The organism is Buttiauxella agrestis (assembly GCF_900446255.1).
In the GTDB taxonomy this organism is placed as follows: Bacteria; Pseudomonadota; Gammaproteobacteria; order Enterobacterales; family Enterobacteriaceae; genus Buttiauxella; species Buttiauxella agrestis.
Map to the genome: position 1 here is coordinate 1243105 of NZ_UIGI01000001.1, position 14706 is coordinate 1257810.

At 50.3% G+C, this 14706-nt stretch carries 7 protein-coding genes; 3 read left to right on the top strand and 4 right to left on the bottom strand.

Annotated elements, in window-relative coordinates:
* The first annotated feature begins 215 nt into the window (after nt 1-215).
* The gene (locus tag DY231_RS05895) at nt 216-2528 is read left to right on the top strand and encodes an ATP-dependent nuclease (RefSeq protein ID WP_115627616.1); all 2313 of its coding nucleotides are present in this window, start codon (nt 216-218) and stop codon (nt 2526-2528) included.
* Entirely contained in the window at nt 2525-4414 is a 1890-nt protein-coding gene (locus DY231_RS05900; protein ID WP_115627617.1) for a UvrD-helicase domain-containing protein, read from the top strand. The genes DY231_RS05895 and DY231_RS05900 overlap by 4 nt, the downstream gene beginning before the upstream one ends.
* A gap of 675 nt (nt 4415-5089) precedes the next feature.
* Here the strand turns inward: DY231_RS05900 and DY231_RS05905 are convergent.
* From DY231_RS05905 to DY231_RS05915, 3 genes are all read right to left on the bottom strand, one after another.
* Nucleotides 5090-8929: an SIR2 family protein gene (locus DY231_RS05905; protein WP_172588656.1), complete on the bottom strand. Its 3840-nt coding sequence runs from the start codon at nt 8927-8929 to the stop codon at nt 5090-5092.
* Between the two features lie 367 nt (nt 8930-9296).
* On the bottom strand, nt 9297-10187 hold the full coding sequence (locus DY231_RS05910; RefSeq protein ID WP_115627619.1) for a manganese-dependent inorganic pyrophosphatase: 891 nt from the start codon (nt 10185-10187) through the stop codon (nt 9297-9299).
* A 150-nt stretch (nt 10188-10337) separates the two neighbouring features.
* Nucleotides 10338-10526: a YfgG family protein gene (locus tag DY231_RS05915; RefSeq protein ID WP_072011191.1), complete on the bottom strand. Its 189-nt coding sequence runs from the start codon at nt 10524-10526 to the stop codon at nt 10338-10340.
* Between the two features lie 348 nt (nt 10527-10874).
* Between DY231_RS05915 and DY231_RS05920 the strand changes: the two genes are divergently transcribed.
* The gene (locus DY231_RS05920) at nt 10875-13121 is read left to right on the top strand and encodes a sensor domain-containing phosphodiesterase (protein ID WP_115627620.1); all 2247 of its coding nucleotides are present in this window, start codon (nt 10875-10877) and stop codon (nt 13119-13121) included.
* 32 nt (nt 13122-13153) lie between these two features.
* Here the strand turns inward: DY231_RS05920 and ppx are convergent, their stop codons facing one another.
* Nucleotides 13154-14695 carry an exopolyphosphatase gene (ppx, locus tag DY231_RS05925; RefSeq protein WP_115627621.1) on the bottom strand — a complete coding sequence of 514 codons (1542 nt, stop codon included), beginning with the start codon at nt 14693-14695 and terminating at the stop codon, nt 13154-13156.
* Nucleotides 14696-14706 lie beyond the last annotated feature (11 nt).

Sequence of the window (14706 nt, forward strand, 5' to 3'; positions counted from 1 at the left end):
TGAGCTTTGGATGAGCCTCTACGCGCTTTTCATTCACAACCGCCAATCTCACGTTTCGCCCTTCTTTTGATGTGGAGATAATGCCAGTATCGCCCTCGAATCCACTCCCTTTACCGTTGGCCATATGCTATGGTACAGCTTAAGCGATAGTTAGTAATCGATAATAAGTCTTCCATAATAACAAGGCGTTGCATAATCTGGCGGGGGCAAACCATATGCATCTTCACTCTCTGGCGTTTAAGAATTTCCGTAGGTTGAAAGATGCGCGTATCGAGTTTGCGAACGACCTGACCATATTTGTTGGAGCTAACAATAGCGGAAAGACATCAGCAACTCACGCAGTAGACCTGTTCTTGTCCGGCTCTAAAGACAAGTTCACTGTCAATGATTTCAGCGCAGATTGCTGGCCGGCTTTTGAAAATTTCCCGGCGGAAGATGCGGTTGAGCAAGGCCACGAATTGCCGGCAATAACTCTTGATGTGTGGATAAGCGTTGATCCGGATAATCTCTACCGGGTCGTGGATCTCCTGCCCAGAGCCGCATGGGAAGGTGCACTCGTCGGTGTCCGGATTGAGTTTACCGTGAAGGACGCGACCCAAACGCTGGCCAGCTACCGTAAGATGGCGACCGAGGCTGCGAAGTTCGCCCAGAATAAGGCGGAGCATGGCGCAGATTACAAACCTTGGCCTCGCAACATGCGCGACTACCTCGCGCGCGAGCTGAAGAATGAATACGGCCTGCGCTATTTCATTCTCGACGAAGCGTCGCTATCCCCCGCTAACGCTGGCGAGACGTACACGCCGAAAGAGATCCTGGGAGACACCGAGCGAACGGGACACTCAATCATCAATTCGCTGATTAAGGTGGACTTCCTGAGCGCTCAACGACACTTGAGCGACGGTAACTCACAAGCTCGAACCGAGGACTTGTCCAAGCGACTCAGCCGTTTCTACACTCGCAACCAGAGCAAGCGCGAAGACGACCACAACGCCCTGCGCGCGTTGGCGCTCTCTGAAGAACAACTGACGAAGCATTTTTCGGACGTGTTCAAGGACACGTTCAAATCGCTGCGCAAGCTCGGTTATCCCGGCCTTTCCAACCCTGCACTGGAGATTCGCGCAGCCCTACGGCTGGAGCGACTGATGGGCGATCAACAGGCCAAAGTTCACTACCTACTCGAAGAAGCGACCGGTGGCGTAGAAGCCCTGTCTCTCCCCGACAGCTACAACGGGTTGGGTTTTAAAAACCTCATCTACATGGGCGTCGAACTCCTCGACCTCCACGCTGCGTGGTCGGTCACAGAGGAAGGCGAGGAAGGAAAACGCCAGCCAATCCACCTGATGTTTATCGAGGAGCCGGAGGCGCACATGCACGCGCAACTCCAGCAGGCCTTCGTTCGCAAGCTCACCGAACTCATCCCGTCCGAAGGGGCGGACGGTTACGGCACGCAGTTCGTGATCACGACGCATTCCCCGCACATCCTGTACGAGCGGGGCTTCAAACCGATCCGCTATTTCCGCCGTTCGGCCGAAATCGGTTCCAAGCAATGCTCTTCTGTTTTCAACCTCTCAGCCTTCTACGAGAGCAACAAAGACGACCGGGATTTCCTCCAGCGATATATGAAGCTGATGCATTGCGACCTCTTCTTCGCTGACGGCGCAATCCTTGTTGAGGGTAACGTCGAGCGCCTCGTACTTCCGTTAATGATTGGTCACGGTGCTAAGAAGCTGAACGCGGCTTATCTCAGTATTCTTGAGGTCGGTGGTGCTTTCGCCTTTCGTTTCCAGAAGCTGATTGAGTTTCTCGGCTTGCCGACCCTGATCGTGACTGATCTCGACAGCGTGTACCCGCCCAAACCTAAGAAGACTGCTGACGCCGCTGCCCAAGACGATAATGACGCTGGCGATGACGAGGACGATGATCTCGACGATGAGGCCGCGGCTGAAGGGGATGAGCCGAAGCCAAGCTCAAAATGCCCTGCAGGAACGGCTGGAGCTGTTACGGCAAACCAGACCCTTCGCCAGTGGCTCCCCGGCAAGATACTGATTGAAGACCTTCTGGCCGCAACGCCTGAAAGTAAGCTGCAAGCGCCGCAAAATGGCTTGGGTGCACATGTGATGGTGACGTATCAGTGCCCTGTAACCGTGAAGTGGGGAGAGGAGACTGCTGAGCTGAAGAGCCGAACCCTCGAAGAGGCCTTCGCCTATCAAAACCTTGAGTGGTGCCAGAAGAAGGAGCACCACGATCTGAAGCTGAGATGGAGCAAGGCGGGAACGATGCCGCTGGCCGACCTTGCTTCGAAAATCCATACTCGCGTCAAAGGCCAGCATTTCAAGAAAACCAACTTCGCCTTGGGCCTGTTGGCTAGCAGCGACGCGACGTGGGTCGTCCCTACTTACATCCAGCAGGGCTTAGACTGGCTGACGCAGCACGTCACAATTGTAGAAGAGGTGTTGGATGGCACGGCTGAAGTCGTCGGTGTCGATGAAGCTCCTGTCCAACCTCAAAATGTTCTGGTGGAACAATGACCAGCCGTGCTGGAAAGCCGGATACGCCGGCTGATATCGAACTGAGAACCTTGCTAGATGATGATGCGTCTACCGGGTTCGTGATGGTTTCAGGTGCAGGGTCGGGAAAAACGACCTCGATCGTCAAAGCGCTCGATCATCTTCTCAAAACACGAGGCCCCGCTCTACGAGCTCAGTCCAAAAAGATTGCCTGCATTACTTACACAGAAGTCGCGGTCGGCGAGATTTGGGGTGATGTCGGCAACAACCAGTTGTTCCACGTGTCCACAATCCACAGCTTCCTCTGGGCGGCCGTGAAGCCGTTTCAGAGCGACATCGCAGACTGGGTCGGACGTCGGCTCGACAAGAAAATCACCGACACTGAAACTGAGATTGAAGGCTTCACGAACAGGACGCGGGCATCGACGCGAGAACGTAAACACGCCGACCTAGCGCGGTATCAAGCCCAAAAGCTCACGATCGGTGATGTGAAGCGCTTCACCTACGGTGTCGGAAGCGACTACCCGAAGGGTATTCTGGGGCATGGCGACGTTATCAAGCTTTCGACCGAGCTGATCCGGGATCTGCCGGTTATCGCCAAGGTTGTTGGGCAGAAGTATCCCTTCATCTTTGTCGATGAGAGTCAGGACACCGATCCGGAAGTTGTTGCGGCATTAAAGGCGATCTCAGCTTTGCTCGGTAATAAGTTTTGCCTCGGATTTATTGGCGATCCGATGCAAAAAATTTACATGTCCGGGGCCGGCGTCATAGCCCCTCTAGACGGTTGGAAACTTATTGAGAAGCCTGAAAATTTTCGCTGCCCCGTCGCAGTCCTCGATGTGATCAATCAAATCCGCGCGGGCGCTGACGGTCTTGCTCAGACCGGAGGCAAAACGAAAGAGGTCGGAGGCGCACGCGTTCCGGTCCAAGGTTCCGCGAAGCTGCTCGTGGTGTCCAAGGCCGACCGTACCCAGAGCCTTGCCGAGGCGCGACAGTGGCTAGCCCATCACAACAACGACCCCCTTTGGCTTAGCGATGAAGCTGACGCTGACGTAAAGGTCTTGGTGATTGCCCATCGAATGGCAGCCAACCGCCTTGGCTTCGGCTCCCTTTACGAGGCCTTCCACGACAAAACGTCTGACGGTTTCAAAGACGGGTTCGATGATGGCACACATTGGTCTGTCGCCCCTTTGTTGAAGCTGCTGGCCCCCTTGATGCTGGCCAATGTCGATGACGATCAATTCAAGGTTATGAGCCTTCTGCGTCGCCATGCGCCTTTTTTGCAGCGCGAGTACATGCAGGCGAACGCCGTGCCCGGCATCTTGAAGGATATGGACACTCGAGTGAAGGCGCTCGCGCTGATCTGCGGAGAGTCTTCAGCAACTCCTGCATTCGCTGCGTTCGAACACCTGCGAGATGGAGGCATGTTTAAGCTGGATGAACGCATCCTAGCGGCAATGGCCGAATACGATGCTGCGGCTCCATCGGCTGAAAGCGGCAACCATGCCGCTTTGGTGAAGCTCCTTCACACGCCGATCCGGCAACTATGGGGCTATCGTCGCTATATCGAGGAGCAGTCGCCGTTTGAGACACATCAGGGGGTAAAGGGTGCGGAGTTCAACCGGGTCCTCGCGATCCTCGATGACGAAGAAGGTCGCCATAACCAGTTCCATTACGGGAAGTATTTCGGCATAACGCCTCTCTCCGACACGGACGAGCAGAACATCCGGGATGGCAACGAAACGACAATTATGCGCACCCGTCGACTTCTGTATGTCTGCTGTTCTAGAGCTGGCGAGGATTTGGGAGTCGTGTTTTTTGCGGATGATCCTGCGCAGGCTCATGCCGCCATCGTCGCGTCGGGTCTCTTCTCCACTCAGGACGTGATCAATCTTGCCGCGTCCTAGTCTGTTACAGGCCTACCGTCCTATCAGAAGGGCTATCGACGTGTGGTGCCTAGGAGATCGTTCCGCGTCCTCATTCGGTGAGATGTCGAATATCCGCTACTGGTCTGATGTGACGTTCGACAAATCGCGAGGGTAAGGTTGAAATGTCCCAGACCCAGTCATGCTTCCAACGCCCGATTGTAGTCGTGGCTAATTTGTTCTTGTTTCACGATAGGGAGCGCCGACGGGTCCTTAGCTCGAGGTATGGTACTAATCATGGTGTTGGTAACTAATTTGTTTATAACTTACTGATAAGTAAGGTGATAATACTCTATCAACAATCGGGTGGAAATGGGTTTGCTTGTAAGTTATTGATCTTATTACAATAATATGTAATTGATAACAACCTATCCCATATCATCAACGGTATTTTCATGGCATCCGAAAGGCATGCCATGAAAAAGTCGCCGATACTATGGCTAGCTACATGACGCTGGCATGGTATCGGGAAAGCGTATCAGCCACTCCTGGTGAGGCATGGGCGGCTTGAGTATTCGTGGCATCAAGATCGCAACCCTTCTCGGGCATCATGAGTGACTGCATTTATCTCTCCGACGACAATGCCTTTCAACAAAGGTAAAGATGCAAAGAACAGAAAGGCAATTAGATTCTCGAATCATGTTGGAATGTCGAGGATCACCTTGCGTCCCATCGTCGCTTCAGAGAAATTAGCCTATTGTCGCTATTTAGCGAGCTGTTCGCTTCCTCTATTTGTTTCAATATCTCTTCTGTCCCATATGGCCATGCCAGCGCGTTGTCTGGTAGAACGGCATGAAGTAAAGCCAGTGCCTGTTCCGGGTACCGGTCTACTATGTCGCCTCCTGATCGACGAAGTTCAGGCAGCATCAAATGGTCACGCTCGATTCTGCCCAAGAACGGCAAAACCAATGCAGCTATGGTAGGAAATTCATCGCCACTGGAGAAAGCCAATTCGCAAAGGCGAGCCGACGTGTTGGGTGTTCTGGCTGAAAGTTGGCGCGGCCAAATCTGCAGCAGTTCGGGGAGCTGTCCTTTCCATAGTTCGTGTGAGTTTTCGTTTATCTCGTCAGACCATCGTTGAGCCTGCCATAGTACTCGTGTTCGAAACTCGTCATCGACTGCCAATAGTAAGCTGCGCATCTCGTCATTGGAGATACAACGCTCGCCGGTGATGTCGTCGACAGTTCTCCACCCGACAAGGATCATACCTGCGATGATTTCACCATATGAGCGTCGCGATGGGAGAGGGTTAACGGCGAACTGCAGCATATCATTCTTCAACCGCATATAGAGCTCTCGATTTGGAGTTCTCGCCCTCCACAAGAAGCCTGACCATGCTGCGTCGCGATCGTCCCTGTTGTTACCCTGAAGCGCAGGCAATAAGTAATGCTCTGTCCATTTCTGGTCGACAGCGAAAAACCAGGTGAGGTTGTGGAAAAAGATCACAATCGCATGTCTGCGCAAGTCACCTGGAAGCGCCAATAGAGCCTCAGCGCGAACAAGCCATTCGGAAGTAATATCTTGATTTTTATTCAGATTATCCGTGCGGGGATCGTTAAAAAGCACCTGCGCGATCTTACCTGTAGGAGAATTAATCGCTTCCATAGCCCAGTCTGGTTCCTTGGAACCTCGAATAATACCCGAACGACCTTCGTTCGGCGATTCACGGAGGACGCCAACCAGCTTACTCAAAATACGGTCGAAAATAGGAAAGTAGTCTTTGCTTAGCTTCGTACTGGCATTTTGCAGCCAATCGGTCGCGGGGCGGAGAATCGTTGCAAGCTGCGCATTTGGATAACGAGATAGTCGTTCGGCAATCAACCAAGCTAATCTCGACTTGTCATTCTTCCGTGCCTCTGAGGTAAGGAACTGTTGCCATGCCCAATTTGGAAAATTCCCTCGTTTGGCAGCATAGGTCAACGCAGCAAAAGCGCGCGCAGGGCGCTGAGCGGCCAGGCCGGAAAAAGGATCGTTCTCGATGAGAAAATCGTCTGATCGACCACTACGTTCCTTCGCTCGCAGCAGTACTAGTGAAAGGGGGATTTCTGCTAGTTCCTCATGGCTGGTGTTAGTCCTGACCCATCCAGTCCGACCTTCCAACGATTCAGCAGCCCTCCCGCCATAGTCCTCTTTCCAATCGGGCACAGCAGCACGGAGCAGTTTCGCTTGTTTACGGGTATTGGCTGAAAGCTTGCATTCTGAGTTTTGAAGCCACTGAATGCGATTTAGAATCGAGCAAGCTCGTCTGCTATCGAAGGCTGCAATCTTCTCGCGCTGCCATCGCTTTGGGCCTATCAACAGCTTTTGTTCGATTAACTTACGCGATGCTCCACTGAGTTTCTTCCATCGCTCTGAGATGACCAGTAATAGGTCTCGTTGATGGTAACTATCCCAGAATGCGGTATTGCTTAAAGACGATATGAATAGTCCAAATTCATTATCTGAAACAACACTTTTTTTACCTGATGCCCATATTCGTAGCCGAGCAAAAATGGTGTCATCTTCCGTAGGCCATGATAAAAATTCTCGTTTAGCGGCTGATTTATTAGTTTGAACTAGTTGTGTGAACAGCTCCGCAAATTGGATAACTAATGCTGAAAGCCCATGCGTTCGATGATAGTCGTCGACATCTTCAATATTATCCTTGACTAATGGGCTTATATTTCTAAGGCTGTAGCCACCAATTTCTTGTTCAAGTGCAAGAGCCAGTTCGAGATTCTGTCGTAGGGCTTTAACAATTGCTGAACACCATTCATCAGGAACAGCGATTGTTTCGTGCGTTTCAGGATATTTCACGTCCATCCACAGCAAGTGATCTTCATCTGTCTGAGCAGTCTCTGCTTCGGGCGGCTTCGGTGTATTCCTGGAAGAAGGCCTTGCAGAAAGGTGAGGCCGGAGCACCTCTCCAAACCGCCTAACTATTGCGCTACTCCATCCCTCAACCTTAATGACATCTTGCAGGTTATACCACTCTTGATAAAAGTCTTCGACGTGGCTCCAGGTTTCAAAAAGCAAACGCCAAGAGTTGCGAATGTTCTGACGTATTGGGTGATTGCTTCGCTCTAGCTCCCAAGAGATGAGCCGTTGAATGTTCTGATTAAGTGACGACTGATGGGATGCCCACCATACAGCGGCAGGCTGGTCGCAAACCTTTGCGAGCCATACGCCCAATTTATCTATGCGCGGAACAATACGTGGGAAATGATTAGCCCAATGTCCGCGAAACGCAGTAAGATTTTCATCGCGGATCGCTGCTTTATCAAGATGATTAATTTCGAAGGCATCCCACGCATTGGATGGTGTTTCTCGCTTGGCATAATTATCTTCAGGATCTGGTTTAGTCGGCAGGGGGTCTGAATCAAGGCCATATAGATCGAATGGATCAATATAGGGTTCTTTGCTACTAAGTGAGATTGAATTAACCGGCCTTGCGAATCGTCGGTATTTGTCGAACACACAAAGCCATTCAGCAGGGGGGAGAACCTCCCCCTCGCAGAACCTCTTTACGCCTTCGTAGGTTGAAATAACATGTGTCACCTGACCCCGTTCATGAGGCTGAAGCGCTGTCGGTCCTTTTTTGGATGTCTCAATAACCTTTGTGAACCAGTCATCAGGATTACGGGCTCGCTCTGCCCAAGCGTCAAGAGATTGCCATAAGGCAGCATGAACATCATCTGGACTATATGGGATGGCCTCAACACCTTTGTGCCGCCATCGTGCGACGGCATCGTCATGGTCGCCAGATTGGAAAGCATAAGCGTTTTCGCGGTTCCCTGAGGTTTTACGCAAAGCTTCAAGAAGGTATTGAACTGGAGGATCGTCGGCCGTATACCCAACAAATACAACAATATACTTTCCAAGTATTTCACGAATGAAGGTTGTTGCCCATCCGTCCGATAGATATGCACGACCAAATTCTGAACTTGAGAGAACAAAGCCATCATTCTCAGCAGCTGTATAAGTCGGCGTTGAGCGGCCATGGAGATAAACTATTCCGTTGATCTCATTTGGAAGTGAAGGGTTCGGTAACCTCGGTGGTTGCCATACGCGAAGATTGCGCCCGCAGTCATCAAACAATCTGTCGAAGTTCGTCGTGACTAATTGAACAGTGCCTTCTGGCGTCGTCGCTAAGTCTAGCAAAATCCTGTGTGCAGTCAGATCGCAATCCGCAGGTGGTTTTAATGCAGATGCTACCGCCTCCTCGATATCGCGTGAGGCAAAGTCTCTTTCTAGAAGCCCGAAAACACGGTCAGCAGATATTACGCCGGGTATGCCAACACGCTGGTCAATCTCTCTAGCCTCTTGGATTAGTCTATAGGCAGGACTATTTTGGTCGACACCAAGCCTAGCAACTACTTGACTTGCTAAGCCAAAGAAATCAGGTAATTGAGCACGCGCTCGGGAAACGCCCGCCCCGCAAAAGAAAATTACTCGGCCCTGATCTCTGGCAAGAAGTAGATCATCAGGGATTGATGGGCCGTCGGCTAAAAATCGCAAATCCATTCCTCCGCACTGTACTTTTATGTTTAGGCTACCAAAACATGCCTCTCAGTGGTTGAAGTTTTGATTAGCTCCTTTATTGTCTAGATTCACTAATACCTATGTGTTTGTTGTGTGTTAGATCGAACCCGAGTAACTTAATCTAAAACTAACTTAAACTGTGATCTAATTCGTACCAATAGCTAGCATGGTATTTTTTATGGTATTAGATAGTGATACTGTTTTAAGTAATTGATTTTTAATAATTAAATATTTGTGTTAACTATCGAGTGGGAATAACGAGCCGTCAGGCATAACTATCACTATCTCGTAGTCAGTTGAATCGAAGCCCATTTTTTAATGGGCTTTTTTTTTATGATGTCATTTAACCGAGCCGCTCATGCAGCCAGGGAAGAAGCTGTTTTTTGCGACTTAACATCCCGGCGATGGTGCAGGGTGCGTTATCGGTAAGTGCGGGGCCAGCAAAGTAGAGCCTTGAGCATTCAGCGCTGATATCGGTCAGCATCAAAACCACCAGGTCAGCTCCTGAAGTCGTGACCCGCTGCTCCATCGCTGATTTAAGCTCATCGATAAGCGGTTCTGCCTGGTCCAGAGAATATAATTCGAGTTGTGCGGTCAGTACTTTATTCCCCGAAATATCAAACACTTTACTGTCTTTATTCAGCAGTTCGTCTGCGCTTAAACCGACAATATCTGTCTTGGCGGTCAGCAAATCACGAATGAAATCTTCACGATCCACTTTGGCGAGAGAGCAAAGCTCATCTACAGCCTGGCGGTCTTCATCAGTGGTCGTCGGCGAGCGAAGTGCGACGGTATCACTCAACGCCGCTCCCAAAAGCAAAATGGCTTCGCTGGGGGAAATCTCATGGCGAAGGGTCGGAGTCATCAGCTGCCATAACAATGTCGCACTGCTGCCGACAGGTTTTATCCACACTTCAGGAGGGAGTTGGGTGATCAGGCCACCAAGACGGTGATGGTCGATAATGCCGATGACATTGCTTTCATTGAGTGAAGCGGGTCCCTGAGCGGGTTCGGTGAAATCAACCAGCCAGACATCTTTGCCAGCAAGCGAATCATCAAGCAGCGGCGGAGGCGTCAGGCCTGCATGGCGAAATATATAGTTTGTTTCTCTGTTTAACTCACCGAGGCGAAACGCCTGGGCATTTCGCCCTTTAATCGTCAGCCAGCGCGCAGCCATGTACGCAGTGCAGACGGTATCGCTATCGGGATTTAGATGGCCAAAGACATGTATCATCTACTCTCTCCTTGTCACAAATTTATTCTGTGCACTTCACTGCGTGTCGTTAGAGTATAGGATGCCATCCGCGCTCATTTCACAACCTTCAGGCGTGAAGCATCGACCACCTGTTTGGCGGTTAGAATATCAATGTTTTGAAGTGAGGCGTTACCGGCTAGTATTGTCCACGGACAGGCTACTTTGCTGTGCTTCTACTTTGTCCTGATGATGGTACCAGGCACCGATGGCAGAATAGACAAAACGGCCAAAAAGGAAGAGAAAACTGATGAGCAGAATAATGCGGGTCATACGATTATTAAATTTATGTCGTCTTCGCATACTCGTAACCTGTGTCACGCAAATGATCCTTGATGTTTACCCGTCAACCGCGGGCGACAGCAATATTTAGGCATAGCGATGCCTGAAGGTCAAATCCTGTTCTTCCTGGAAATGAACGCGAAATCATTTCTCCTTGTTATATAAACATTTCTTAATATTAGTTGATTAGTATATCTCCAGTTACTTTTTTGAATAAATCGTAAATAAAGGACATACTCATTGGGGAAATTGATTTAGATCATATTCATAACGGAATCCCTAACTAAAATCTGCACTCTATCCCATAGCAATATGGGCATAACGTCCGGGTTGGATACCTGTTCGAAACTTACCCGAGCTGGATGATAGGGTTCCTGGCGAATTTCAATGTCTCTGGCAAGCTGGTACAAGAACAATAAGAACAAATGGTGGGCGCTGCCTCTGGTGCTGCCGAGTCTGCTGCTTCCCATTGCTGTTTGGTGTAATGCTAATACCGTGATGGAAGGGAGCCGCGTCTTCCTCGTCTATATGCCGCTTGGTCTGATGACGGCCTTCACACTGCTTTTCGGTTGGGCCGCTTTCCCAGGCATTATTCTCGCGTTGTTAATCCGTTACGTTCCCCTGAAAGGGGAAGTCACCGCACTACTGTCGGTGATTCATTTTCTGATCCCCATTGCGGTGAGTTGGGGAGGCTACCGTATATTCGTGCCCCGGCGCAGTTCGGTGATGTTTGGCATCATCAAATTAACTGCGCAACGTATGCTGTGGCTGGTCATCGTCAACTCAGTGATTTTTATGATTATCTATCAGCTTGGGCTTTTCTTCGGCTGGTATGACGGTGTCAATTCAACGGTCGCGGAAAACCCGTTTCACGTCCGCACGCTAATTAATTTCCAGGCTGTGCTTGTTGGCTGCCTGACGGGAATGCCATTTTTCTATTCCATCATTCGCATGTGCCGAAACCCGCGCTTTATTTTTTCGTTTTTGTCGCGGATGAAAGCCCAAATGCAATCGGGCGTCACCAAAGGTGAGATTGCATTATGGGCAGTCATTGTTGTGGTGCTGATGAGTTTGTTATTAATACCGATTGACGATGTCAGTAGCATTTTCACGACCGATTACACCTTAACGCTGATTCTGCCGCTGATGTTGTGGGGCGCGATGCGCTTTGGTTTTCTGTTTATCACTACGATCTGGATGGTGATTCTCACTATCTTGTGTAGCGGTTTTCAAAACTACTTACCGCAGTATATGGGCTTCCAGCTTCACCTGGCGATTGCTTCATCCTGTTATGCGGTTTTTTCTATTACCATTTATTTGATGGCGGTTGTCACCACGCGCCAGCGTTTTTTGCACAACAAAGCGCGACGCGTTGCTTTTATCGACCCCGTGGTACAGATGCCAAATCTGCGGGCGCTTAACCGCGATTTATCCCGTTACCCGTATTCGGCTCTGGCTTTTTTACGCGTACCTGAGCTTGAACTCCTGGGCCGCAACTATGGCGTGCAGCTTCGCATTCAATATAAGCAGCAGCTAAATGATTACTTGCAGCCAGTGCTTGAGGATAGAGAAAAGGTTTATCACTTGTCGGGTCATGAACTGGCGGTGCGGGTAAATTATGATGATTACCATGAGCGTATTGAAGCTATCGACCAGCGCGTAAAACAGTTCCGTTTTATGTGGGATGGAATGGCAATGCAGCCGCAAGTGGGCATGAGTTATTGCTACATTCGCCAGCCGGTGACTCATATTTATTTCTTGTTAGGCGAGCTCAGTACGATGGCGGATTTGTCGCTCGCGACGTCTAAGCCTGAGAGCTTGCAGCAACAGGGCACAAACCCTGTGCAGAATGCGATAAAAAATAAAGTCGCCATGATGAATCGTGTGCAAAGTGCCATTGATTCAGGGGATTTCGTTTTGATGGCACAGCGAATCGAAGGGATTCGAGGCGACCATTACCATGAGATTTTGCTGCGCATGAAAGGGGATAATGAAGGCGATAATTTGTTTATGCCTGATACCTTTTTGCCAGTGGCGCATGAGTTTGGCTTGTCATCTAAAATCGATAAATGGGTGATTGAAGCAACGCTACAATTCATGGATGCGCACCGTGAACAACTCCCCGGCAGCCGTTTTTCGATTAACCTGACACCGGCTTCGGTCGGGCGTTTGCAGTTTGCCAGTGAAGTCAAATGCCTGCTGGCGCAGTATAAAATTCAGCCCTGGCAGCTCATTTTTGAAGTGACCGAAAGTAACTCGTTAACCAATCTTGAGCAGGCCAATATGACGCTGACCACATTGCAAAACATGGGGTGCCGCGTGGCGATCGATGATTTCGGCACGGGTTACGCAAGTTACGCACGTCTGAAAGATATTAGTGCCGACATCCTAAAAATCGACGGCAGTTTTATTCGCAACATACTGACCAGCAGTCTGGATTACCAGATTGTTGATTCCATCTGCCAGTTAGCACGCATGAAAAAGATGCAGTTAGTTGCCGAGTATGTCGAAAATGAAGCGGTGAAAGCGGCAGTACAAAGCCTGGGGATTGATTACATTCAGGGATATTTAATCGGGCGTCCGCGGTTACTTGAATCACTTCTCATTAAACAGCGCTTACAGGTGAAAAACTAAACGCCCGTGTGGGCGCTTAGATTTGTTAATCATCAAGCCGCGATGTTCGGGCTGGCTTCTTCTTCAATTTTAAGTTTCCAGCCTGGCGTATTATCCCAGTATTGCTGTTCCCGTTCTAAGTCCAGCAACACCAGTGTGTTCTGGCTGAACCAGTCATGTGGGAAACGCAGCGTCCACTGATGCTCGTCCGTTTCCAGTACCAGCGTTGGTGGCGTGGTTGTCGCCTGGCGTTGATTGTTGAGTAACACCGCCAGGCGCAGAATCTGGATTAACGGCAAGAACTGCTTTTTCTTAAATAGCGTGAAGCGCGGCAGATCGTCAATTTTTACCCCTTTACGGTGATAACGCACTAACGATGCAATAAGCGTCTGCTGTTCCTGGTTAAATCCAGGCAGGTTGCTGTGTTGCAGAATATAAGCCGAATGGCGATGAAGCCCGCTGTGGTTAATATTCAGCCCGACCTCATGCAGCATGGCTGACCACTTCAACAGCGCGGACATTTGTGGATTTGCCTGTTTCGGGTTTTGCACTTCCCACTGCTGATAAATATGTTCGGTGGTCGCCAGTACGCGCTTGGCCTGATCGCTGTCGATATGATATTGGTCAGCCAGACTTTGCGCAGTACGGATGCGTATGTCCTGATGGCGGAAACGGCCTTCCATTTCATACAGCACGCCTTCACGCAACGCCCCGTCAGACAAACGCAGTTCACGGATAGCCAATGAGTCAAACACGCCGCACAGAATCGCCAGCCCCGGCACAAACACCGCTTTGCGTTCCTCGGATAAACCCGACAGGCTCATTGCGCTGAAACTTTTGTACTTCAACACTTCATCGCGCAGCATTTCCAGGCGCTCAGGCGTAATAATTCCGTCTTTTTCACCCATGCTGACCAGCACTTCGTGGGCCGCTTTGATAGTGCCAGAGGCGCCCATCGCCACATTCCAGCCTTGTAAACGGTACTGCCAGGAAAGATTCTCCAGCTTTTGTACCGCAGCAAGCCGCGCGCGTTTGAAGTTTTCGGCGTTGATAGCGCCTCGTGGGAAAAAGTTTTGCGCAAAGCTCACACAGCCCATACGGCGGCTTTCGACCAGCATCGGCTCGAAATCTTCGCCGATGACTAACTCGGTCGAACCGCCACCGATATCAATTACCAGTTTGCGGCCTTTCTCAGGTTGGGTATGTTCCACACCCATGAAAATCAGGCGCGCTTCTTCATTACCGGAAATAATCTCAATCGGGTAGGGGATAACCTGCTCGGCGCGTTTGAGAAACTCTTCGGCGTTCACTGCCTGACGCAAACTGTGCGTGCCGACGATGCAGACGTTATCGGCCGAGAAACCCTGCAAACGTTCAGCAAATAACGCAAGGCATGACAGCCCACGTTCCATCGCCTCTTCGCTTAACTCGTTGTCGGCATTCAGACCATCAGCCAAATGAACACGTTGTTTCAGGCGTCCGATGATTTGCATCGCGCCGTCAACCACACGGGCAATAACCATGTGGAAGCTGTTCGAGCCAAGGTCTACCGCAGCGAATTCTTGCGGTCGTGGAGCATGTTTTTTTATTGGCATGATTTTATAGT